The sequence below is a fragment of the Actinoplanes sp. CA-015351 genome (assembly GCF_050955685.1).
Classification (GTDB): domain Bacteria; phylum Actinomycetota; class Actinomycetes; order Mycobacteriales; family Micromonosporaceae; genus Actinoplanes.
In genome coordinates, this window is record NZ_CP192102.1 from 497,827 (window position 1) to 521,453 (window position 23,627).

Sequence of the window (23,627 nt, forward strand, 5' to 3'; positions counted from 1 at the left end):
GATATATCGAAGATCAACAACGGCGCCTCGGTCGAACGGACGAGCCGCTACCGAATCGTCGTAACGGTTTAGGCGCGTCGCTGAGCCGAGGCCCCGGCCCAGGCCCAGGCGGCGCGCCGGGCGCGATCTTCGCCTCCGGACATCAGTCACCCAGGGGTGCCTCCCTTCATGGGAAAGGAAGGCGCCCCTGGTCGTCAGCCGTCAGCGGCCGGTGGGGTTCCATCCGTCCGTGCCCGCGAGGTACTTCTCGACGGTGTATGACGTGGCCTGCTCGTCAGTGAGTTGTGGCCGCCGCTCGGTCACCGTGGCCCCGGGACCGGTGTTGCCGTACTCGGAGAAGCGCCCGTCGGTCCAGAGGTTCGGTGACATGTCGGTCCAGGGGCCGGGAGCGCTGCCGGTCGTCGCGGTCTTGATCGCCGCCGGGAGTGCGGTGTTGCGGATGGTCACCTGACCGCGGGAGTTGTAGACGACACCGTTCTTGGTGTACCCGTCGGTCCAGCCACGCCACGGGCGGCCCAGATAGACCGTGCCGGCCGGGGCGTTGCTCGTGATGGTGCTGTCGGTGATCAGGAAGCCGTACGGGTTCTTGTCCGATGTGCTGGCCGCGGTGAGGTAGCCGTTGTTGCTGCTGCTGCCCCGGGTCAGCGCGTTGATCGTGCACTTCTCGAAGACCGCTGTGCCGCGACCGAAGATGAAGTCCACGTCGCCCTCGATGTACGAGTTGACGAAGTACGAGCGAGCCACCAGGTCGGCGTCGCCCGAGTTGACCAGCAGGGTGTCCTGATTGCCCAGCAGTCGCACGCCGTCGAAAGTCAGCCGGTCACCGGTGGTCTGCAGGGCGACCGCCTGCTCGCTGCCGACGCCCGTCTCGGCGTACGCGTTCTCGATCGTCACGTTCTTGACCGTGACGTTGTTGCCCTTGATCAGCATGGTCGAGCTGCCACTGGTGCCGTACGCCGCGCCGGTGGCGGGGTTGATCGTTTTCGACGCGTTGTCGTAGGTGATCGTGACGTCCGTGGCTTTCCCGGTGGCACCGATGATCTGCACATAGTTCTTGGTGAGGCTGACGATCTCACGGTAGACGCCCGCCTTGACCACGATGACGGTCGGCTTGGCCGCGGTACCGGCGGTGGCCGCCGCGATCGCCGCGCTGACGGTGGTGTGCGTGCCGCTGCCGTCCGCGGCGACCAGGAAGTCGTAGCGGGGCAGGACCACACCGACCGGGGTGGCCTCGACGGTCGACGACCTGACCGACTCGTTGCCGCTCGTGTCGACGGCGCTGATCGAGTAGCTGTAGGTGGTGCCGTTGGCGGCGGTCCGGTCGGTGTAACCGGCGCCGGTGATCGCGGCAGTGGTGAGCGCGACACCGTTGCGATAGATCTGGTATCCGGCCAGGTCGGACTCGGTGGAAGCGGTCCATGTCAGTGCCACGGAGGTGTCCCCGGCGGACGCGGTCAGACCGGCCGGCACGGCGGGAGCGGTGACGTCCGCCGGTGGCGGGGGCGCGGCCTGACCGGTCGGGTTCCAGTTGTCCGAGCCGGCCAGGTAGTTCCACTTCGTGTACTGCGCCGCCTGCACGGCGGTCAGTTGCGGCCGGTCGGAGCTGACCGTGGCACCCGCACCGGTGTTGTTGTACTCGGCGAACCGGGCGTCGCGCCACGAGAAGGTGGTGGTCATGTCCGTCCACGGCGCCGACTTGACCGCTGCGGGCAGCACGCTGTCACGGATGACGACCTGGGCGATCGCGTTCGTGTCGCCGCTGGGCTGCCACGGGCGGCCGAGGTGGAACGTTCCGTTCGGGGCGTCGCTCTCGACGGTGCTGTCGGTGATCAGGTACCCGTACGTCAGGCTCTTGTCCGTGCTGGCCGCGGTGATGTACCCGTTGTTCGACGTACTGCCGCGGGTTGCCGCCTTGAGGGTGCTGCGGTCGAAGACCGCGGTGCCACGACCAAAAATAAAGTCGACGTCGCCTTCGATGTACGAGTTGACGAAGTAGGAACGAGCCACCGCGCCGACTTTCGCCGAGTCCGCGTAGAGGGTGTCCTGGTCGCCGAGGAGCCGTACGTTGTCGAAGACCAGCCGGTCACCGGTGGTCTTGAGAGCGACCGCTTGTTCGGAGCCGGAGCCGGTCTCGGCGTACGCGTTCTCGATCGTCAGGTTCTTGACCAAGACGTTGTTCGACTTGATCAATGCGGTGGCGCTGCCCGAGGTGCCGTAAGTGCCACTGCCATCGGGTTTGGCGGTCCCGGCCGCGTTGTTGTAACTGATCACCACGTCGGAGGCGGTGCCGGTGGCGCCGACCAGGGTGACGTACGGCTTGTCGACCGTGACCGTCTCCCGGTAGGTGCCGGCCTTGACGGCGATGACGAACGGCGCGGTCGACGACGCCGGAGCGGCGGCCAGCGCCGCGGCCACGGTCGTGTAGTCGCCGGTGCCGTCCTGCGCCACGGTCAGGTCGGCGTCGGCCACCGGGTTGTAGACGACGGACCGCGCCGCCGATGCGGTCGCCGCGGTGGAGGCGTTTCCGGTGGTGTCGACCGCGGTGACGGTGTACGCGTAGACCACGCCTGGCGTACCCGTGGTGTCGGCGAACTGGGAGACCGTGATCGGCGTGGTCGTGAGCGGCACGCCGTCGCGAAGGACCAGGTATCCGGCCAGATCCGCCTCGGTGCTGTCCGCCCAGTCCAGGGTGACGCCGGTGTCGGTGTCGGTGCCGACGCCGGTCAGCGCGGCCGGTGCCGCGGGGGCGGTCACGTCCAGCGGCGCGGCGAAGGCGGTGCCGGAGACGGGTGACTCGTTGCCGGCACGGTCCACCGTGGTGACCCGGTAGTAGGAGACGGTGTCGGCGGGTGCGGCGAGGTCGCCGTACGCGGAGCCGGCGATCGCAGCCGGTGTCAGCCGGGTGTACTGGCCGTCCGATTCGGAGGCTCGGTAGACGAGGTATCCGGCCAGGTCGGCCTCGGTGCTGTCGGCCCAGTCCAGGGTGATGCCGGTGGCGGATCCCGCGGCGACCAGCCCGGCGGGTGCGGCCGGCGCGGTCACGTCGGCCGGCACGGCTGCGATCGTCCCGGTGACCGGCGACTCGTTGCCGGCCTTGTCGATGGCGGTCACGGCGTACTGATAGGTGGTGCCGTTGGTGACGGCGGTGTCCGTGTAGGTCGCCCCGGTGACGGTCTTGAGCAGAGTCCCGTCCCGGTAGACCCGGTATCCGGCGAGGTCCGATTCCGTGTTCGCGGACCAGATCAGGACGACCCGGGTGTCGGCCGCGGTGGCGCTGAAGCCCTCGGGCGTCACCGGTGGGGTGACATCGACGCGCGTCGCGATGATGGTCGCGGCGACCGAGGCATTGCCGCTCAGATCAACCACAACAATCTTGTACGTGGTGGCCACGCCCACCGGAGCGGCCGTATCGACGAACTCGGAAGTGCTGATCAAGGAACCGGTGAGCAGCGTGCTGCCGCGGTACACCCGGTATCCGGCCAGATCCGCCTCGGCGCTGTCGGCCCAGTCCAGGGTGACCCCGGCGGCCGTACCGGTAGCGGTGAGCCTGGCGGCTGCCGCCGGCGCGACCTTGTCGAGGCGAATGGCGGTGACGCTCACCGCCGCCGACTCGTTGCCACTGGAGTCGACCGCGGTGATCCGGTAGTACACCGGGAGGCCTGCGGGCGCGGTGCTGTCGCTGTAGTCGGAACTGCTGCGCGGCTTCGCCGTCAGCAACGTGTAAGTGCCGTCCGTGCTGGTCGCGCGGTACACCCGGTATCCGGCCAGATCGTCCTCGGAGTTCGAGGACCAGTCGATTTTGATCTTCGAGGTGTCGGCGGAGACCTTCAGCCCTTTCACCGCGGCGGGCGCCGCGAGATCCGGCAGGGTCGCGCTGATCGAGGCGGCCGACGAGGCGTTGCCGCTCAGATCGACGGCGACCACCTTGTACGTCGAGACGACGCCGGTGGCAGCGCTCGTGTCGACGAACTGCGAGGCGCTGATCAATGAACCGGTGAGCAGCGTGCTGCCCCGGTACACCCGGTATCCGGCCAGGTCCGGCTCGGTGCCGTCGGCCCAGTCCAAGGTGACCTGGCCGGCTGAGGCGACCGCCGTCAGGCTTGCCGGGGCGACCGGCGCGATGATGTCCGGGCGCGTCGCGCTGACCGAGGCGGCCGCGGATTCGTTGCCGCTGGCGTCGATCGCGGTCACCCGGTAAAAGCTGGACACGCCGGTGGGCGCAGTGCCATCGGTGTAGTCGGAGTCGTCGACCGGAGTCGCGGTGAGCCGGGCGTATTCGCCGTTCGCGCTGGAGGCTCGGTAGACCAGGTACCCGGCGAGGTCCTTCTCCGAGTTGGTGGACCAGTCCAGCTTGATCTTGCTGCTGCTGACGGTCGCTTTCAGGGATTTCGGCGTGGCCGGTGCGGTCGCATCCAGGCGCTTCGCGGCGATGCTCGCCGACGCCGAGATGTTTCCACTGAGATCCACTGCGACGATTTTGTACGTGGACGCAGTCCCCGCCGGCGCGGCCGCGTCAACGAACCGGGAGTCGTTGATCACCGTGCTGTTCAGCAGCGTGCTGCCCCGGTAGACCCGATAGCCGGCAAGGTCCGCCTCATCGTTGTCCGCCCAGTCCAGCGTCACGTCGTCCAGGCTGCCGACCGCCGTCAGGCTCTTCGGCGCGCTGGGGGCAACGGCGTCCTTGCGGGTCGCGCTCACGCTCACCGCCGCCGACTCGTTGCCGCTGGAGTCCACCGCGGTGATCCGGTAGTAGGCGGTCACCCCGGCCGGGGCGGCATAGTCGCTGTACTCCGAGCTGCTGAACGGCGTGCTGGTCAGCTTGACGAAGTCACCGTCCGCCGCGGGTGCGCGATAGACGAGATAACCGGCGAGGTCCTTCTCGCTGTTGCTGCTCCAGTCGAGCTTCACACGCTTCGTGTCCACGCTGGCCTTGAGACTGCGTACCGAGTTCGGGGGAGTTGAATCCGCCGCTGCCGCCGCGGATGTCCCGGTGAGGAGCAGGGTGAGAGCAGTGACCACGCTGACAGTTCGGGTTCGGGGAAGTCTGCGCACCTGGGTTCTTTCTGTCCTGGGTTCTTTCTGTCGAACAACGCCGAAAACTCGCACGCCGCGAGGAATGCTGGCATCAAGAATGAGTCACCGCTGTTCTGTTGCGGTAGCCCTGACGGCAGGAAGATCCAGAAATCACAATGGCTGCTACTGTGTGCAATTGCAGCGTTGCAAATTGCTGAAGTGCCAGGTGGCGGCGGTGCCTGATCGGTTGATCTCGTTGCCGCTAAACGTATTTCGGAAACGAACTTTAACGTTTTTTCTCACTTGGCTATCGGTTTATCCCCGCAGTGGCCTGCCTGACATGCCACTGCATTTGGGCTTTATGTCTCGATCGAGGCCGGTGCATTACGCGCCGTGGGAAGTGCACAGGAATGCCGGCTTCGGGGCGGGTACTGCTGGAGGGTGTACCGACAGCCCACCACTCAGGCATCTGAAGCGTTCTGACCTGGGTAAACTCCCGCGGTAAGGCGTGCGCAGAATCAGTCGCTGTCAGCCGGCTGCGGGAAGGCGCGTGCCTGAGCCTGCGGATCCCCGGTTTCGTTGTGGCATGGCAGGTCAGCCCGGACGACCTGGGGCTGTGCGGGCCGGTCCGGTGTCCCCATTCGGCGGCCGGGTCGGGTCGTCCAACATCGGCGCAGGAAACTTCATCGCGGGGTTCTTCGAGGAGATCACCCCGGACGACTTCCGGGCGCAGGTCGGGACGAACCTGTTCGGCCCGCTCAACGTCACCCGGGCGGTGCTGCCGGTGATGCGCGCCCAGCGGTCCGGGCTGGTCGTGTCGATCTCGTCGGTCGCCGGCTTCCTCGGCGCGGAGTTCACCTCGGCGTACGCGGCGGCGAAGTTCGGCCTCGAGGGCTGGATGGAGTCCCTCGCTCCGGAGGTCGCCCCGTACGGCATCAAGACCATGATCGTGGAGCCCGGATTCTTCCGTACCGACCTGCTCACGCCGGAGTCGACAAGCTACGCCGAGGCGAGCATCGACGACTACGCGGAGCGCACCAAGCAGACGGTGACCATGTGGAGCGGTCTGAGCGGCCTGCAGGGCGGCGACCCGGCGAAGCTCGCGGCCGCTCTGGTGCAGCTCACCGGTTCGGCCGAGCCGCCGGCGCGCTGGGTGGCCGGCGCGGACGCGGTCGGTGCCCTGGAGATGAAGGCGAAGCTGCTGCTCGAGCAGGCCGGCGCGCACCGGGAGCTGTCGTCGGCGCTCGCCCACGACGCCTGAGCCCGGTTGTCCGCTCCAATGGTCGAACCCGGCCACCGCTCTTAGCGGCCCTACCCGGGCCGCTGACTGCCACGCGGTTCTTGTCGTACGGCTGCCGGCGTCGGACCACGATGACGCCACATCCTCCAGGCCGAGGGCACAAGGATTTACGCCATCCTGATCGGGCTCGTCGCCTGACCTGCCTGACCGCCGTCCACCTGAGGAGACGTCTGGTCTGGACACCACCCGATCGGTCCGGGCCCGCATCGTCGGCATCGCGATCGCGGTGCTGTTGGTGGCGCTCATCCCGGTGACGATGGCCCCGTTGACGCTGTCATTGTCCAGGTGCCGGGCCACCTCACGGGTCTCGCTGCGAGACAGGTAGGCACTGCTGGTGAGGTATCCCCGATCCGTCTCGATCGCGTGGGCGGGGGCTGATGGCCACCGTGGTGGTGACGGCGGTGGCGAGACATGCTGCGGCAATGACGCGACCGGTGAAAGCGTTCATGATTCCTCCTGGGCAAGTGTCGGATGCCGACACAGATGCACAGTGGTAATCCCTGCGGGAAGCCGCTGCGCCAGCGAGCCGGCTGGTACGACGGCCATCAGCTCAGACTGACCCGGATCTCACAGCGAAGCTGATCACGTTGGACGTGGTTCCGGCCGGCGCGCCGCCTAAGCGGCGTCCGGCCAGGAGGTGTGGGGCTGCACCCTTAGTCCTCGAGATCTCCAGGCGCTCGGCACGCCAGAACTCCAGCCGGCGGGCGGTGGACGGCTTCGCCGACGCGGCTCCGGCGATCTGGCTGATTGCTTCCTCACCGGGCAGCTCGGACACCGTAACTCACCGAGTGCTCTGGACCAGGCCTGAGCCCGCGACGCCGACCGCGCGTTCGCACGGTTCGCCTGAGTGCTCGGAGATACCTGGTCACCATCAGGTTTTCCGGGTCATTACGTGGCAGCGAAGGGCACGGTGCAAACAACGCTGATCCGTATGCTCCGGAGGTGATCGCAAGGCCGGATCATCCCGCCAAGCAGGCTGCTGGTCAGCGCTGGGTGTTGTCGGGCAGTGGTGGTCACCCGTGGTCAGTCGCTGGTCCGGTAGCATGACGCTTCGCGCCCTCGTAGCTCAGGGGATAGAGCATCGGTTTCCTAAACCGTGTGTCGTAGGTTCGATTCCTACCGGGGGCACTCAGCTGTTCGTCACGTATGTCTGCCAGGACAACCACGCTGACACCACCGCGTCTTCGAGCGAGGAACGGCATTCGAAGCCGCGTTCGGCAGCGTGTTCCACAGCCGCGACGACCTCGGCGGCATCACCCCGCCGTTTCGGCCCGACTCGCCGGGGCACCGCCTGACCGATCATCTGGCCGACGAAATCGACCACCTCGGCGACCGACGCTCCGCGCCCGCTTCCCAGGTTCACCACGCTGTGCGTACGCGCCTTCGCTGATCGGCCGGACAGAAGCTCCACGCCCCGCGCGAAGGCGTCCGCGATGTCAGCGACGTGTACGTAATCGCGTACAGCGGTCCCGTCCGGGGTCGCGAAACGGCGGCCCAGCACGACCAGCTCCGGCCCTGTGGTCAGCGCTCGGAAGATGGATGGCAGCAGTCCCTGCGGGCTGACGTCCGCGGCGTACGGATGTGTGCCGGCCCCGATCACGTTGAATTGCCGGAACACCAGCGCTCGCAGGCCGGTTCGGCTGGCGTCCTGGATGATTCGTTCGGCGGCCAGCTTCGTGGCGCCGTAATGGTTCAGCGGCCGCAGGTCGTCGTTCTCGCGTACCGGCCCGGCGTGGCCTCCGCCGTAGACGGCAGCCGAAGAAGCCTGGAGCAGGCGTCCGACGCCGGCCTGCCGCATCGCTTCGAGGAGGTGCCGCACGCCCGTCACGTTGACCGCTTCGTACAGCTCCTGGAGCCGCTGCGACTCACCGGCGAGCTTCCGTGCGGCGAGATGGACCACCCCGTCGGCGGGATATCGCCGTAGCACTCTGTCGAGGTCGTCCCGGCTGGTCACCGATCCTTCGACAAGCGGCACATCCGGCGGGAGACGATCACGGTTGCCGGTCGACAGATCGTCGAGGACCACCACGTCGCACCGGTCTCTGAGCCGATGAACCACGTGAGCGCCGATGTATCCAGCGCCACCGGTAACGATCCAGGTCTGGCGACGTTCCACCGGCAACGACCGCTCCAGACCTCTTGATATCGACCCGTTCAACCTAACCGGCGGGTGTGTCCCGGGTCGATCGTCGACCGGGACACATCATCCACACTCATCGATTTATAAGCCCGATGGTGGCCCAGATGCCGAAGAGGAGTGTGGTCAGCCAGATCGCCGACATCGTCGAACGGGCTGCCTGGAGGAGGACCCTGACGATCGCGTACGTGGCGCTCAGGGCAAGGACGACGAGAATCAGGATTCCGGCGAGGGCGGCGCCTGCGGCGAACGCCGCCATGAGGTCCATGGTGTAGGTCGGATCGGAAGCAGGCATGTCGTGCCCTTCTCGCGTTCACTCGATCCGTCGCAGCGACGCACGAGTGAAAAAGGCTGTCCATCTCACAATGGCAGCCATGAACACGAGAAATAAGCGATGAAATCGAACAGGAATCGTCACAGGATTCCGTCAGCCGAACATCCGATCGGCCGCATGATCACTTGATTTCGAAGGGCGCAGCTTCGGTTCTCCGGGAAATACAGTTGATTACACCCGGGTCGAGAATGATTCAGGCTGGCGAGAGGTCCTTGTAGTAGACGAGGCAGTACTCGGGTTCGTCCCCCCAGGTGCAGCTCTCGTGGAAGGACCGCTTCACGGTGCGCAGCGGCGACCCTGCCCAGGCCTGGTACCCGAGCTTTCGGTAGAGGCGCTGAGCGCCCTCGTTGCTCTCATCCACGCCGAGCACGACGTACCGGAAGTCTCGTGCGGCCAGCCGGCTCTCCATCTCCGCCATGATCCACGTGCCGATGCCGCGCCCGCGCTGCGGCGGCGGCACCTCGAGATGGCTGAGCAGGCGCGACGGGTGTTTCGAGAAGGGCTCGCTCTCGCGCAGCTCCTTCTCTTCGATCGGACCCAGGGTCACGGTGCCCAGGATGTCCTCGCCCTGGCGCGCGACGAACACCTCGTTGTCGAACGGCCCCCAGCGCTGCACTTGCGCAACGAAGTAGATGCGCTCACCGAAAGCCTTGGCGAGCGCATCGACGTCGGCCTCCTTGACCTCGTCGAGGCTGGCGCCGACCACTGCGGAACGTGAATCCATTACGCGCGACATCATCGATCCATCAAGTCCGGGCGACAATTACGGCTCAGATCTGCGAATGCGGCCCACTGCGGAAACGTCCGGCCGCCGCGGGTGTCCAACCTATACCCTTCATCGGCAATCAAAGCAAACACCTGAGCTCGAAACCTCGAGTGGAGTCGCCGGTTTCGTTGCGTCGTGGCCGGCTGGTGGCCGCTTCCCCTCGGTTGTCCGGCCTCTGGGAGGGCTAGCTTCCTGTCACCCCTGTCAGGTACACCTACTACAGGTGTAACTCGACTGTCGCTCCAGCCAGCAACGGAGCGGATGGCGCGATGGATCGAGGGAGGGTGGCGCTGGAATTTTCAGTTCACTTCAGCCCTCCAGGTGTACCGAGGCGCACCAGCGCTCTCACGGCGGATCAGGTCCAGCCGATACAGTGGACCCCCTGGGGAGGTGCTGAGTGCCGACGGCCGGTGAAGCTGCCCTTGCTCTTGCGGTGCGGCTGCGCCAGTTGCGCGCCTCGCAGTGGCCCGACAAGAAGCTCAACCAGGGGGAGCTTGCTACTGCGCTCTCCCAGCGTAAGTCGGCGAGCATCGCTCTCATCTCGTCATGGGAGCGGTCCGTCAAGCCCGTGATCCCGCCGGAGGAGCGGATCGATGCGATCGCCACCTTCTATTGCACCCGGCGGTCAATCGATGGTCGGCAGTTGCGGCTCCTGGCCGAGTCGGAGCTGACCGCCGACGAGATAGCGGCGCGAGACGCGCTTCGGGAAGAATTATTGGACCTTCAACGGGCCGCCGAAGCCCCGAGCACCCTGTTGCAGTTCCCGGACGACGGCCCGATCACGATCATCTGCTCCGAGCTCCCGGAGCATGTCCAGAGAAGACTGCCTCCCGAGCTGACAGGCGACGACGGCGCAGAGATGCACCGGATCGCTGACGCGGATTCCCTTCTCCACTTGTTCGGCCAGATCCGGGCCATGAACCCCGAGTCCGACGTGCGAATCATCCGCGCCGGGAACCTCCGCGACGGGGACATGAACAGTCATGTGGTCCTGCTCGGCGGTATCGATTGGAATCGCGCGACCCAGGACACCATGAGCCAGATCGACATTCCGCTGCGGCAGCATTCTGATGACCACCTGCCCAACCGGGGCTACTTCGAGCTCATCGGAGATGAGTTCAAAGACCTCAGCGACGAGCAGAAACGTTTCTTCCCCGTTCATGAGCTCCGGGGAGAAGATCCGGTACTGATTCAGGACGTCGGCCATCTCGTACGCGCGCCGAACCCGCACAACGAGGACTTCACCCTGACGGCATTCAATGGCATGTACAGCCCCGGCGTGGTCGGAGCCGTCCGCGCGCTGACCGACAAGGTCTTCCGCGAGAAGAACGCCGCTCACCTCAACAGCGTCTTCAAGAACGCCGAGACGTTCAGCCTCCTGTTCCGTGTCCGCCGGGTGGGCCGCGTCGTGGTCACACCGGATTGGTCCAAGCCCAGAACGGTCCTGCACACCTGGCGCGGAGCGGCACAGTGACTCTAGATCTCCGTGGGTTGCACCACGGATCGCACAGCCGCCTCCTCACCGAGCCGGCTCTGGCTCACACATCCCGGGGGCATCTTGACGCGATCATCGTGCCGACCGCTCGCCCGACGCCGACCCTGCGCCACGCCATGCACCTTGCCCGTACTCTCGGTTGTCCGATCATCGCCCTGTGCAGCCTGAAGGCCACGGCGGCGCAGACCCGGCAGCTTGCTGACTCGCTCGGAGCCGCCGTCCTCGCGCTGGATGTCGACGAGTCGCTGCTGCCGCTGGCGCCGACCGGCACCAACCAACTGCTCGACCGGCACGGCTTCGCCAGCGGTAGCGATCTGAGCCTCAAACGCAACATCGGAACGGCACTGGCTCGCAGCAGCGGCTGGCAGCGCGTTCTCTTCCTCGACGACGACATCGTCGTTCGGCGAAGTCTTCTGCCCTTGGCCGTCGGCCTGCTTGATCACCATCGCACGGTGGGACTGTCCAACGAGGGCTTCAAGGACAACTCCGTGGTTTGCCATGCATACCGTGCGGTCGGTGGCAGACAGGACACCTTCATCGGTGGCGGTGCCATGATGATCAACCCACAGCGCACCGCCTCGTTCTTCCCGAACATCTACAACGAGGACTGGTTCTTCCTGCTGGGCGACGGGGCTCCTCTTCAAGCCACTCGTGTCGGCATAATGCAGCAGCGCCGCTTCGACCCATTCGCTGATCCTCATCGCGCTGCGACTGAGGAGCTCGGCGACACCCTTGCCGAAGGGCTCTTCTGGTACCTGGACAGCGGCGATGACCCTGACATCACCAGCACCGCTTACTGGCGGCGACGCCTGGCCCACCGCCGCCAGCTCATCCGGGTCGTCCGCGCCCATGCAACCGGGCACGCCAAACGCCACGGGCGCCCCGACCTCCTCCGGCCGCCTCTCTTCGCCGCCCTTCGCCGCAGCAAGCAGATCAGTGCGGAACTGTGCTGCGAGTTCGTCGAGGCATGGCAGGCCGACCTGGCGGAATGGCGGGGTTTCCTCGGCCGCGTTCCGGTCAGCACCAACCCCGACAAGTTCCTCTGGGAGACGGGCCTCTCCGATCGAGTGCTCCGCTCCCGCGCGTACACGGGCTCGCCTCTCGCCGCCTGATTCCGTGCTTTCTTGATCGATTCCAGAAGCGAGCCCTCGGGATCTCTATGGTTTTGTCAAGAAGGCGGCCTGGCAGTGCCGCAGGAAAGCCGCCAGGGCAGGGCTGCTGCGGTTCTGCCAGATCAGCGCGAGCAGTGCCGGGATCTCGATGCCGTCGATCGGGATCGCGGTGAGATCCGGGTAGGCAGCTGCCATCGACTCGCTGAGCACCGCCACGCCGAGGCCGCGGCGCGCCAGGCCGGCGACCGTGTCCGGCGAGGTGGCCGCGAGCGCGACCGAAAGATCAACACCCAGTGCGGCGCGAGCTTGGTCGAGCACGTTGCGGATGCCGGTTCCCACCGGCAGACAAACTATTGGGTACGCAAGGAGCGCGGTGACCGGGAGACGCGCTTGACCTGCTAACTCGTTGTCGGCCGGGACCAGTGCGACGAGCCGCTCGCTCGCGATCACATGAGTCGCGAGGTGCTCGGGAGGCTCGCCTGCCAGACCGGCCAGCGCCAAATCTAGGTCGCCGGAGCGCACGCCGGCGACGAGCTGGTCCGAATTCGCCTCCACGAGTTCGAGTTCGATGTCGGGGTGTTCGGAATGGAACGCTGCGAACGCATCGAAAAAGGGCGTCACCTCGCAGCCGATCACCATCCCGACCGTGAGCCGGCCACGGACCAGGCCGAACACGTCGTCGATCGAGTCACGCATGTCGGCTGCCGCGTCGAGGGTCGCGCGGGCGTGCCGGAGCGCCGCCTCACCCGCGTCGGTGAGGCGCGCGGTACGCGCGGAACGGTCGAAGAGCTGCGCTCCGAGCTCGTGCTCCAGTGCCTTGATCTGGGCGCTCACCCCGGACTGGGTGATGTGCACGCGCTCGGCGGCACGGGTGAAGCTGGCCGTCTCAGCGACGGCCACGAAGTATTCGAGCTGGCGCAAGTCCATGAGTCATTCTACTGGTTATCAGAAGAACTATGCGTTGGACTTGTTCCTGCCTCTCCGGGAGGCTGTAGCCATGACCGGGAAAGCGCACCGACCTGAAGACCTGACCAGGCTGTTCGTCGAGCGTGCGAATGCGAAGGACGCCGACGGAATTGCGAATCTCTATGAGGAGGATGCCGTGATGGCTTACCCGCCAGGCAGCCAGACGCGTGGCCGCGAGGCGATCCGCAAGCTGTGGGCCGAGCTGCTGCCGCACATGCCCGAGTTCGAGCCGGAGCCGCCGCTACCGACACTGATCAGCGGCGACCTGGCGCTCACGTCGACGCCGCCGAGCGACGGTTCAGGCGCGCGGGCACAGGTCGCCCGGCGACAGCCCGACGGCACGTGGCTGCGCGTTCTGGACCAGCCGGAGTTCACCCGCCCAGACTGACACGGCGGCACGCCGCATCGAGCCGCGGCGGCACGCCGCATCGCGCCGCGGCGGCAGCTCACGGCGGCGGCATGTCAGGGCGACGCGTCACGCCGACGGCATGTCAAGGCAGCACGTCACGGCTGCGGCATGTCACGGCAGCACGTCACGGCTGCGGCATGTCACGGCTGCGGCACGTCCCCACGCCACGGAGGCACGGCGGCATTCCGGGCGTCCCGGATTTGAGACGCCCGGCGTCCCGGGCGATGAAGAGGTGTTCCGTCCTCTACAACCTGATGCGCTGGCCGACGTAAACGCGGTGCGGGCTACGGAGGATGTCGTCGTTGGCGCGGTAAAGGGCCCGCCAGCCACCGGCGACATCGTTCCGGCTGGCGATGCGTGCAAGCGTGTCGCCTCGGCGGACGACATAGGTCCGTGTGGCCGACCGCCCGCTGATCGCGTTCTCCAGCACCACACTGCCTCCGGCAGCGGGGCGCACCACGCGCGCCGGTGCGTTGCGCACCACTCGGGCCGGCGCCTTACGTGCCGTTCGAGCTGGGGAATTGCGGACTGTCTTGCGGCTCGCCTTGACGCTCGCGCGCTTGCCGCAGGTTGGCCAAGCGCCGATTCCCTGCCCGCGCAGCACGCGTTCCGCGACGCGGATCTGCTCGGTTTTTGTTGCCCGGTTCGCGGTCCGGGCATAACGCGCACCGCCATATGCACGCCACGTGCTGTGGCTGAACTGGAGGCCGCCGTAATAACCATTTCCTGTGCTGATGCGCCAGTTGCCGCCTGACTCGCAGCGGGCGATGGCGTCCCAGTTCACGTCGGACGGCACAGCATGCGCAGGCACGCTGGAGCCCAGCAGGCCCACGGTTCCGACGAGTCCCGCGACGGCTACACCGATCGCGAGGTGGACCTGCTTTCGGATTTGCACCATTTCAGTTGTCCTCCACGCCTGCGAGGTCAGCTGTCGGGTTCGGGCAGAGTGGCCCGGCCGCACGGTGCGGCTTCACCCCAAGACGCATAAGCGCCGGAGAACCTGTGGGTCCCCCGCTCCATGCCTTTGAGTTGTGATCCGTGGTCGGCGGCAGGATTCGGCGTTCCGGCCACGGTGCCCGCCTCATGCGGGCTACCAACGGGTGTCTCACCCTCCGGTCACGCGGCGCCACGCCTTCACGGGCTACGCCTTCATGCCGGTCCGATGGACCTGTTCCCCCAAATTAGCCCTTTGATCCGGGCTTGTATGGATAACTCGGCAGATTTTCACCAACCCACCTACCAGGAGGTAACTGATGTGCTGCGCACCCTCCACCAAGGGTGCACAATCGGCACCCATGAGCGATCAAGCACGCGAGTTCGACGTGATCGTGTACGGCGCCACGGGTTTCGTCGGTGTCCTCGTGGCACGGCACCTGGCCGGATTCGCACCCGCGGGCACACGGATCGCCCTCGCCGGACGGTCACCGAAGAAACTGGAGGCAGTCCGCACCCGGCTGAACGTGGACTGGCCGCTCGTGGTCGCCGACGCCACCGACAAGGCCGCGCTGGACACTATGGCCGCACGCACCCGGGTGGTCATCACGACCGCTGGACCTTATGCGAAATACGGCCGGATACTTGCGCACGCCTGCGCCGAAGCGGGCACCGACTACGTCGACCTGACCGGTGAGGTGCTGTTCGCCCGGGACAGCATCAACGACAACCATGAGGCGGCTCGGCGTACCGGGGCGCGGATTGTGCACTCGTGCGGGTTCGACTCGATCCCGTCCGACATCGGCGTGCACGTGCTGCACTCGCTGGTGGAGGCCGAGGGCGCCGGCGAGCTGACCGACACCACACTCGTGGTGACGAGCCTGCGCGGCGGGGTGAGCGGCGGCACGATCGACTCGATGCGCTACCAGGCTGACGTGATGAGCAAGGACCGTGCGCTGCGAAAGATCGGCGCCAGCCCGTACTCGTTGAGTCCGGATCGCGCGGCGGAACCGGATCTCGGCCGGCAGGAGGACATGCCGGTCCTCCCGGCATCCGAAGTGGATCCGTCGCTGCGGGGCCATCTGGCGCCGTTCGTGATGGCGTCCTACAACACGCGCGTGGTGCGGCGCAGCAACGCACTGCGCGAGTGGGCCTACGGCCGGCAGTTCCGATACCGCGAGCTGATGAGCGTCGGCGCCTCACCGCTGTCCCCGGTGATCGCGCACGGTACGAAGATCGGGCTCGGCGCGCTGTTCGTCGGGTTCGCCGTGCCGCCGGTCCGGTTCGTGCTGGACCGGATCCTCCCGAAACCCGGCACCGGACCGAGTGAGCAGCGTCAGCAGTCAGGTCACTTCACCATGGACATCTTCACCACGACGAGCAGCGGGGCGCGCTATACGTCCCGTTTCCGGGCGAAGGGCGACCCGGGCTACGCGGCCACCGCGGTCATGCTCGGCGAGTCAGCACTGGCCCTGGCTCTGGACAGGGAGAAACTGCCGCCGTCCGAGGGCGGTGTCCTGACCCCGGCCACCGGGATCGGAGACGCCCTGGTCGAGCGGCTGCGCACCTCAGGAATGGAGATCACCGCTCGCAAGCTCTGACTGCGGCTTTTCTCCTATCGACGTCGTAACGGTGCCGTTCTATGATCCTGGCGCTGGATCTCGGGGGAGGACTTGTATGTCTCGTTCTATCTGGCTGACTCGTGTCGGCATCGCCATGTTCACTATCGTCTCGGCTGGTGTCCTCGCGGCACCCGCGCAGGCGGCCACCTCGGGTGTCGTCTCGGTCGTGGGCAAGACGACGGTGCAGTACAAGTCCGCGACCGGCGCCAAGAACAAGGTCGTCGTCACCCGGGCGGGGCGGACGATCACGATCGACGACCGGGTCACGGTCAAGGCCGGCAAGGGCTGCAAGAAGGTCAAGGGCGACAAGACGAAGGTCCGCTGCCCCTTGGCGAAGGCGCCCACGAGGCTGCAGGTCTACACCTACGACCGCAGCGACTCGATCACCAACAAGACCGGCGTACGGATGACCGCGGACGGCGGCACCGGCAATGACGTGCTGACCGGCGGTTCGCTCGGCGACCGGCTCTACGGCGGCACCGGGAACGATTACATCAACGGTCGGTTCGGCAACGACACGATCTACGGTGACGCCGGCCATGACACGATCCACGGCTGGTTCGGCAAAGACGTGCTGCACGGCGGTGACGGCGACGACGACATGTGGGGCGAGGAAGGCAACGACAAGATCTACGGCGAGGCCGGTCGTGACGACCTGGAGGGTTATCAGGGTCGTGACTACCTCGATGGGGGTTCCGGCGACGACTCGCTGTCCGGGGATGTGTACTCCGACGGCATCGCTGCCGACGTCATTCTGGGCGGCCCCGGAACGGACATCGTCAACTATGGCGGCCACGAGAAGGCGATCACTGTCGACCTCGACGGTTCCCCCGGTGACGATGGCATGAAGGGGGAGCACGACACGGTCGGCGCCGATGTCGAGAGCCTCGTCGGAGGCTGGGGCAACGATCGGCTCACCGGTAACGCGGCGAACAACGTGATCCAGGCGTACACCGGGAACGACATCGTCTACGGCGGCGGGGGCGACGACTGGCTGTTCGGCGACGACGGCCGCGACAAGATCTACGGCGGGGCCGGTGACGACTGGCTTGAGGGCAACGATCACCCGGACGTCCCGGACCGGCTCGACGGCGGTGCCAACGGACCGCTTGGTGACGAGTGCGTCGTAGGCAAACTCGACACAGCGGTTGGCTGCGAACGCTGAGAACGCCACCCATGTCGTAACGCTGAGAAACGCCACCCGTGTCGAAGCGCCACGCGTGTCGTAACGCTGAGTAATTCCACGCAACCTCGTGAGTAAGGCCTGAGCTGCGAGGACACGGCTCAGGCCGCCGCCGTCAGCGCTTGGCCATCCGTTACCTATCCGTGATGTTAATCCGAGAACCAAGAGGCGAGTGGCGGCATCGCACTGGAGGAAAGCATGGGGAGTTCCGCGGGGGATGACCGACCAGTGCTTGTGGGAACGGCCGCAATACGGGGGCGGCCGACTTCACGGCTCTGGTCGGCCACCCGCTCTTTCTAAAACCCGCCCAGCTTTCTCTAAAACCCGCCCAGCCGGAGTGTGCGCAGTACCTCGTCGGTGCGGTCTTTTCCGTCGACCTGGGTGATCTGGATGTAGACGCCATCGAGCAATACCTCGGTATAAGCCGCCTCGCACCCCGTCCACCGCTGAGCCACGCCAGCCCGGCCGGCGGCGACGACGCGGCGTTCAGGCAGGCGTGTGCAGTTCTTGTGACGCGGCGTTTCCGGAGTTCCGAGACCCGCGAACACTCCCGGGGCGTCGCCCGCGTTCAGATCCGCGGAGACGTGCAGGCCGGGGCGCTGGCCATCCTTGCTTTCCCAGCCGCTGTCGTGCAGCTGCTGTCCCCACTGTTCAGGAACGGACAGCGAGATCGCGCGGGTGCTGTCGGTTACGCGTACCCAAGAAGGTGGGGTTGCGTCCGGGACCGTGGCGCCTGCGGTGGCGGCGACGGCGGCCAGGGCGAGCGTCGCACCGAGGAGGCGTCCGGCGCGGCGGGCGAATCGGCGCCTTCGTTTCGGCACCGAGATGTCGAGAGCAGCGGCGAAGGCGGCCGCGGACTCCCAGCGGCGGTTTCGGTCGGCGTCGAGCGCCCGCAGCACCACCCGGTCGAGCTGGCGCGGAATCCCAGGCCGCAGTTTCGACGGGGCAACCGGCGCACGCAGCGCCGGCGTCCGCCCGGTCAGCATCTGATAGGTCATCGCGCCGATTGCGTGCACATCGGCGCGCTCGTCCAGCCCGCCGCCGGGCAGTCGCTGTTCCGGGGCCATGTATCCGGGGGTTCCGGCGGCCACCGTGAAGCCCGAGGCCTGCGCGATCTCCTTGGCGAGGCCGAGGTCGGCGACCAGGACTCGCTCGGCACCACGGACCGTGTCGAAGAGCACATTGGACGGCTTCAGGTCGCGATGCAGCACGCCGGACTCGTGCAGAACGGTGACGGCCTGTGCAATATCGGTCGCGGTACGCACTGCCGCCCCCACCGGCATAGGGCCCTGCTCAAGTCGTTCGGCGAGTGTCCCGCCGGCCGCATATGTCATGACCTGGTACGGCCGCCCGTCCGGCAGTTCACCGAAGTCATGCACCCTGACCAGGCGTTCCGAGTCGGCCCGGCGCAGAACCTGGGCCTCCTGCTCGAAGCGGGCCCGCACGTCCGGGTGGTGCGCCCAGTTGTCGGCCAGCACCTTGATCGCGACCATCGAGTCGAGGACGTCGTCCTCGGCGAGCCACACCGTCGCGAAGGCGCCTGAGCCGAGGCGCTGTACCACGCGATATCGGCCGATCATGGTGGGAAGCGACACGCTCGTATTATGGGCGCCGTCTATCGGGGGGAACGGCATGGGCACACGCGAAGAGGAGCAGGAAGCGCTCGCGGTTCGAGCAGCGGCCGGCGATCGGTCGGCGCTCGACGAGTTACTGGCGCTGATCCAGCCGAACGTTCTGCGGCGCTGTGCCCGCTTTTTGCCCTGTTATCAGGACGCCGAGGAAGCTTGTCAGGACGTGCTTCTGCAGGTCGCGCGCAACATCGGCAGTTTTCAAGGCCGGTCGAAATTCAGCACCTGGTTGCATGTGATCATCGCGAACGGCTCACGTCAGACGTACCGGTCGTTGAAGCGGCGTGCCGCCGAGCAGTCGCACGCCGAGGCGCCGGTCGACGTGGCGGACGCGCGTACCACGAGCGTGATCGCCGGGTCGCGGCTTGATCTGCTGGACGCGCTGGAGCAGTTGGAGGGCCGCCGGGCCGAACTCGTCGCGCCGATGGTTCTGCGCGACATCTGCCAGCTCGATTACAAGGAGATCGCGCTGCATCTCGGGATCCCCGAGGGGACCGTGAAATCGCGGATTCATCAGGCTCGCGGGCACGTGCGGGAATACCTTGTTGCCGGGCTCTAGCTTGATCCGTCCGGCTTTACTGGGCCGATGACCGTCTACGGCACCCCTGCGCCCGTACCCAAGCGCCGTGGATTGATCATCGCGGCGGTGGCCGCGGCAGTCAGCCTGCTCATCGCTCTCGTCGCGGTCTTTCAGCTCGTCCGGGATCTTCCGGCGACGACGATCACCACCACTATCGCCACGAAACTTGCGATTCCCGGCAAAGCGCCCAGTCTGCCGTGGCCGTCGACCGGTAACGCAGAGATCATGGTGGAGGGCCTTGGCCGTCTCGGCGGTACAGGCGGTGACGGGGCTGAACCGATCGGCAGCGTCGCTAAAGTGATGACTGCCTATGTGATTCTCAAGGAACATCCGCTCACTGGTGCGGCCGAAGGCCCGTCGCTGACCGTTTCTGATGATGACGTGAAGGACTACGAAGGACGCAAGGCGACAGGGCAGTCCCTGGTGCACGTCGTGGAGGGCGAGCAGCTCACCGAGCGGGACGCCATCGAGGCGCTGATGCTGCCGTCGGCAAACAACATCGCGCACCAGCTCGCGATCTGGGACGCCGGCAGCGAAGAGGCGTTCGTCGCGAAGATGAACGCCGCCGCGGACTCGCTCGGCATGGACGAAACTGAGTACACGGATCCGAGCGGTTTCCTGCCGACCACTGTCAGCACCGCTGTTGACCAGGTAGATCTCGCGCGCGCCGCGATCAAGATGCCGGTCTTCGCGGAGATCGTCGAACTGCGTGAGGCGGCCATTCCGGTCGTCGGCACGATCCGGAACTATAACGACATGCTCGGCGTCGAAGGCGTTTTCGGCATCAAGACCGGCTCCACCGACGAGGCCGGTGGCAACCTCGTCTTCGCGTCCCGGCTGAAGGTCGGCGACCGCACCCTCACGATCGTCGGCGCGGTCTTCAACCAGCCCGGCGCGAACACCCCGGAGCAGCTCGCCGAGGTCAACACGCACGTCCGCAAGCTGCTGGCCGCGGTCCGCAAGACCGTTAAGGAATACCAGCTGATCGGCACTGATCCGGCCGGGCGCGTGGCGACCGCGTGGGGCGGTTCCACCACGGTGTCGCCTGCGGCGCCACTGAAAGTAGTTGGCTGGCCAGGACTTTCGGTCCCGGTCACGGTCACTACGACGGCGCCGGGTCCGTCGATCGCCGCCGGCTTGGTCGTGGGCCAGGTCGAGGCCTCTTCGGTACGCGTGGAGCTGCGCACTGATGAGGCAGTGGAGAGTCCGTCCGCGTGGTGGCGACTGAGCCGGATCTCGTAAGAAACGATCAGGCGCGCCCGCCCGGAACGTTGACCTGACGCCGGGCGAGGTCGTCGAGGATCTCAGCGGTGGACGACGTCCCGAACCGGGACACACCGACCGCGGCCATCGCCAGCATGGTGTCCAGGCTGCGGATGCCGCCGGACGCCTTGACCTGCACGGCGGTGGAGACGGCCGAACGCATCAGCGCGAGGTCGTCGATGGTCGCGCCGGTCGGGGCGAAACCGGTGGAGGTCTTCACGAACGCCGCGCCGGCCCGCTCGGCAGCCCAGCAGGCCGCCAGCTTCTGCTCGTCGGTGAGGTACGCCGTCTCCAGGATGACCTTGACGTGCGCGTCGCCGGCTGCCTTCACCACGGAGAGGATCTCGTTCTCCACCGAAACGATGTCGCCGGAGCGCAGCCAGCCGATGTTCAGCACCATGTCGATCTCGGTGGCGCCCTGGTCGACGGCGAGCTCGGTCTCGGCCACCTTGATCTGCGTCGCGCTGTCCCCGTGCGGGAACCCGATCACGGTGCCGACCCGCACGTTGCTGTTCTGCAGCAGCGCCACCGCGGTGGGCACGTCACTCGGGCGCACGCAGACCGAGGCGACGTCGTACTTCGCCGCGATCGCGCAGCCGGTGCGCACGTCCTCGACGGTGAACTCGGGCCGGAGGATGGAGTGGTCGATCATCTTCGCGATCTGCGCGACAGTGAAGTTCATGACAGAAACGTAGCTGTCTAGACAGCCTGTTGTCTAGACAGGTTGGCGCATCGGTAGGGTGTGGCCATGCCCGACTTCGTGCCGCGCTATTTCCGTATCGAACAGGCACTGCGCGCACGGATCGCCCAGTCCCGCCCGCACGACCCGTTGCCCTCCGAGCCGGAGCTGGCCAGGGAGTTCGGCGTGAGCCGGATGACCGCCCGCGCCGCCGTGACTCAGCTGGTCAACGACGGTCTCGTCTACCGTGCCCCTGGCCGGGGCACGTTCGTCGCCGTGCCGGCCGGCCCGCGTCGCGCCGACAACCTGATCCGGCTCAGCGAGGAGATCCGCAAACAGGGCCGCAAGCCCTCGGCCCGGGTGCTGCTCGCCGAACTGCGCCCGTCCACCGGAATGGAGGCGACCCGGTTGCGCCTGCGCGACAACGACGCGGTGGTCGCCATCCATCGGGTACGCCTCGCCGACGACGAGCCGATCGCCTTCGAGCGGGCCATGTACCCGGGCACGCTCGCCGCGCTGCTCGACGCGGACGTCTCCGGCTCGGTCCACGAGGCGATCGTCAGTCTCGGCCGGGTGCCCACCCGCGGCACCGCCACCCTGACCGCCCAGCCGGCCACCGAGGAGGACGCCCAGGAGCTGGGTGTCCCGGTGGGCTCGGCCCTGCTCGTCGAGGAACGACTGATCCTCGACGAGACAGGACGGCCGCTGGAGCTGAGCGAGTCCCGGTACGCCGGTGAGCGTTACCGGCTCGACGTCGCCTTCGGGGTCGAGCCGCTATAGAGAGGCGCTGTAGAGAGGCGCTGTAGAGAGCCTCTACAGGCCGTACCGGCTCTTCAGGTGGCGCCACCAGTCACGCAGCATCCACTTGTCGAACTCGGTGATCTCGGTGGCGCTGCCGGCCATCATGATGAAGCCCTGCTTGCCGGCGAGCGGGTCCCAGTCGTAGAAGTCGTCCAGGCCGTACGTGTGGCCGATCTCGTGCAGCAGCACGTGGACGTTCTCGGTGGTCAGGTTGCTCATGAAGTACTCGGTGCCGATCCGCTGGCCCCAGTCGCCGCCGGCGCCACCGTTGAAACCGTCGGTGAGCCAGAGCGAGTGGTCGTAGTGGTGGGCCGTGCCGCCGGTGCACCCGGAGTAGTTGCCGTCCTGGTGGAAGAACCGGCCACACGGTTCGGAGCACTGCGGTGCGTCCTCACGGATGTCGTTCACGTAGATGTCGACCGAGGAGTCGGTCCACTCCAGTTGCGCCCGGTCGCGTACCGCCCAGCCGACAACGTTGACCTTGACCTGCTGGTAGGGCCAGGCGTTCCAACCGGTCAGCTGGTCCATCCACTTCTGGTACTGCTTCTGCAGGGCCGCGTGCACGGCGTCGCGCTGTGCCGTGCTGACCTGCTTGCTGGAGTCCCAGCGTACGCAGTAGTTGATGGTGCCGTTGTTCGCGAAAAGCTGGTCCCAGCCGTAGTTCTTGAAGCCGTACAGATCGCTGTAGGTGTCTTCCTGGTGTTGCCAGACCGCCGCAAGCGGCGCGACCAGAGTGGACGGAGGGTTCCAGGGGTCAGCGCTGGCTGAGGCGCTGGGAGAGGCACTGGCCGAAACGCTGGCTGAAGCGCTGGGAGAGGCGCTGGCGGAGGCGATGGGAGACGCGCTGGCTGAAGCGCTGGCTGAAGCGCTGGGGGAGGCGGTCGCTGCTCCCGTGCAGGTCGTGCCGTTCAGGCTGAACGAGGCCGGCACCGGGTTTGCGCCGCTGAATCGGCCGGTGAAACCGGCAGTCACCGAAGCGCCGGCGGCGACCGTTCCGTTCCAGCCCGCGTTGCGTACGGTCACAGCGGTTCCGGCCTGGGTCCAATCGGCGTTCCAGCCCTGGTCGACCTTCTGATTCGCGTCGGGGAACATGAAGTTCAGCGTCCAGTTCTCCACTCGATCGCCAAGATTCACAAGCGTGATCGAGCCCTGAAAACCGCCGGACCACTGGGCGGTGATCGCGTAATCAACGCGGCAGCCGGTGGCGGCGAACGCGGACTGTACGACGGCGACCGTGGAGAAGGCGGCGGCCAGGCAGGCGGCGAACCACGCGATGCGACGTTTCCGGATCTTTGGGAACACGGGGGAGTCGCCTTTCGAGAGTTGGGGATGTCACACAGGAAGTGGATCCCGCGTCCAAAAAGGTTGCTCGGGCCGAACAAAAACGAACAATAAGGAGTCCGAAC

18 protein-coding genes, 1 tRNA gene and 1 riboswitch are annotated in these 23,627 nt (G+C 66.7%); of the genes, 10 read left to right on the forward strand and 9 right to left on the reverse strand.

All coding sequences use genetic code 11. The features are described 5' to 3' along the window. Nucleotides 1-201: 201 nt before the first annotated feature. Nucleotides 202-5,019, reverse strand: a complete 4,818-nt coding sequence (locus ACQP2E_RS02230) for a pectinesterase family protein (RefSeq protein WP_433828227.1) — start codon at nt 5,017-5,019, stop codon at nt 202-204. A gap of 625 nt (nt 5,020-5,644) precedes the next feature. Here ACQP2E_RS02230 and ACQP2E_RS02235 point away from each other — a divergent pair. Continuing rightward, a complete protein-coding gene (locus ACQP2E_RS02235) occupies nt 5,645-6,274 on the forward strand; it encodes an SDR family NAD(P)-dependent oxidoreductase (RefSeq protein ID WP_433828228.1) in 630 nt (209 codons plus the stop codon). A 1,094-nt stretch (nt 6,275-7,368) separates the two neighbouring features. Continuing rightward, a tRNA-Arg gene (locus ACQP2E_RS02240) sits at nt 7,369-7,441 on the forward strand. Nucleotide 7,442: 1 nt separating this feature from the next. Here the strand turns inward: ACQP2E_RS02240 and ACQP2E_RS02245 are convergent. From ACQP2E_RS02245 to ACQP2E_RS02255, 3 genes are all read right to left on the reverse strand, one after another. Continuing rightward, a complete protein-coding gene (locus ACQP2E_RS02245) occupies nt 7,443-8,429 on the reverse strand; it encodes an NAD-dependent epimerase/dehydratase family protein (RefSeq protein ID WP_433828229.1) in 987 nt (328 codons plus the stop codon). 97 nt (nt 8,430-8,526) lie between these two features. Continuing rightward, nucleotides 8,527-8,745, reverse strand: a complete 219-nt coding sequence (locus ACQP2E_RS02250) for a hypothetical protein (RefSeq protein WP_433828230.1) — start codon at nt 8,743-8,745, stop codon at nt 8,527-8,529. A 232-nt stretch (nt 8,746-8,977) separates the two neighbouring features. After that, nucleotides 8,978-9,508 carry a GNAT family N-acetyltransferase gene (locus ACQP2E_RS02255; RefSeq protein WP_433828231.1) on the reverse strand — a complete coding sequence of 177 codons (531 nt, stop codon included), beginning with the start codon at nt 9,506-9,508 and terminating at the stop codon, nt 8,978-8,980. Between the two features lie 439 nt (nt 9,509-9,947). Here ACQP2E_RS02255 and ACQP2E_RS02260 point away from each other — a divergent pair, with 439 nt between their 5' ends. Then, a complete protein-coding gene (locus ACQP2E_RS02260; protein ID WP_433828232.1) occupies nt 9,948-11,024 on the forward strand; it encodes a helix-turn-helix domain-containing protein in 1,077 nt (358 codons plus the stop codon). 98 nt (nt 11,025-11,122) lie between these two features. Beyond that, a complete protein-coding gene (locus ACQP2E_RS02265) occupies nt 11,123-12,157 on the forward strand; it encodes a hypothetical protein (protein ID WP_433828233.1) in 1,035 nt (344 codons plus the stop codon). Between the two features lie 45 nt (nt 12,158-12,202). On the opposite strand, the gene ACQP2E_RS02270 is transcribed toward ACQP2E_RS02265, so the two are convergent. Continuing rightward, nucleotides 12,203-13,084, reverse strand: a complete 882-nt coding sequence (locus ACQP2E_RS02270) for a LysR family transcriptional regulator (RefSeq protein ID WP_433828234.1) — start codon at nt 13,082-13,084, stop codon at nt 12,203-12,205. A gap of 70 nt (nt 13,085-13,154) precedes the next feature. Between ACQP2E_RS02270 and ACQP2E_RS02275 the strand changes: the two genes are divergently transcribed. Then, nucleotides 13,155-13,511 carry a YybH family protein gene (locus ACQP2E_RS02275; RefSeq protein ID WP_433828235.1) on the forward strand — a complete coding sequence of 119 codons (357 nt, stop codon included), beginning with the start codon at nt 13,155-13,157 and terminating at the stop codon, nt 13,509-13,511. A gap of 265 nt (nt 13,512-13,776) precedes the next feature. Here ACQP2E_RS02275 and ACQP2E_RS02280 read toward each other — a convergent pair whose 3' ends face one another. Then, the gene (locus ACQP2E_RS02280) at nt 13,777-14,430 is read right to left on the reverse strand and encodes a transglycosylase family protein (protein ID WP_433828236.1); all 654 of its coding nucleotides are present in this window, start codon (nt 14,428-14,430) and stop codon (nt 13,777-13,779) included. Then, nucleotides 14,431-14,603, reverse strand: a riboswitch (cyclic di-AMP (ydaO/yuaA leader). Between the two features lie 224 nt (nt 14,604-14,827). Here ACQP2E_RS02280 and ACQP2E_RS02285 point away from each other — a divergent pair. Both ACQP2E_RS02285 and ACQP2E_RS02290 read left to right on the forward strand, forming a co-directional pair. Next, on the forward strand, nt 14,828-16,066 hold the full coding sequence (locus tag ACQP2E_RS02285; RefSeq protein ID WP_433828237.1) for a saccharopine dehydrogenase family protein: 1,239 nt from the start codon (nt 14,828-14,830) through the stop codon (nt 16,064-16,066). 76 nt (nt 16,067-16,142) lie between these two features. Next, a complete protein-coding gene (locus tag ACQP2E_RS02290; protein ID WP_433828238.1) occupies nt 16,143-17,252 on the forward strand; it encodes a calcium-binding protein in 1,110 nt (369 codons plus the stop codon). Nucleotides 17,253-17,587: 335 nt separating this feature from the next. Here the strand turns inward: ACQP2E_RS02290 and ACQP2E_RS02295 are convergent, their stop codons facing one another. Next, nucleotides 17,588-18,865 carry a serine/threonine-protein kinase gene (locus ACQP2E_RS02295; protein WP_433828239.1) on the reverse strand — a complete coding sequence of 426 codons (1,278 nt, stop codon included), beginning with the start codon at nt 18,863-18,865 and terminating at the stop codon, nt 17,588-17,590. Between ACQP2E_RS02295 and ACQP2E_RS02300 the strand changes: the two genes are divergently transcribed. Together ACQP2E_RS02300 and ACQP2E_RS02305 are read left to right on the forward strand one after the other, a co-directional pair. After that, nucleotides 18,849-19,457 (forward strand): RNA polymerase sigma factor, encoded by a 609-nt coding sequence (locus ACQP2E_RS02300; protein WP_433828240.1) that lies wholly within the window; start codon nt 18,849-18,851, stop codon nt 19,455-19,457. The genes ACQP2E_RS02295 and ACQP2E_RS02300 overlap by 17 nt on opposite strands. A 27-nt stretch (nt 19,458-19,484) precedes the next feature. After that, nucleotides 19,485-20,720: a D-alanyl-D-alanine carboxypeptidase family protein gene (locus ACQP2E_RS02305; RefSeq protein WP_433828241.1), complete on the forward strand. Its 1,236-nt coding sequence runs from the start codon at nt 19,485-19,487 to the stop codon at nt 20,718-20,720. A 7-nt stretch (nt 20,721-20,727) separates the two neighbouring features. Here the strand turns inward: ACQP2E_RS02305 and deoC are convergent, their stop codons facing one another. After that, nucleotides 20,728-21,423: a deoxyribose-phosphate aldolase gene (gene deoC, locus ACQP2E_RS02310; RefSeq protein WP_433828242.1), complete on the reverse strand. Its 696-nt coding sequence runs from the start codon at nt 21,421-21,423 to the stop codon at nt 20,728-20,730. A gap of 66 nt (nt 21,424-21,489) precedes the next feature. Here deoC and ACQP2E_RS02315 point away from each other — a divergent pair, with 66 nt between their 5' ends. After that, nucleotides 21,490-22,200, forward strand: coding sequence for a GntR family transcriptional regulator (locus ACQP2E_RS02315; protein WP_111648605.1), 711 nt, complete (start codon nt 21,490-21,492; stop codon nt 22,198-22,200). A 33-nt stretch (nt 22,201-22,233) separates the two neighbouring features. On the opposite strand, the gene ACQP2E_RS02320 is transcribed toward ACQP2E_RS02315, so the two are convergent. After that, complete coding sequence (locus ACQP2E_RS02320) at nt 22,234-23,523, reverse strand: cellulose binding domain-containing protein (protein WP_433828243.1); 1,290 nt, start codon at nt 23,521-23,523, stop codon at nt 22,234-22,236. Nucleotides 23,524-23,627 lie beyond the last annotated feature (104 nt).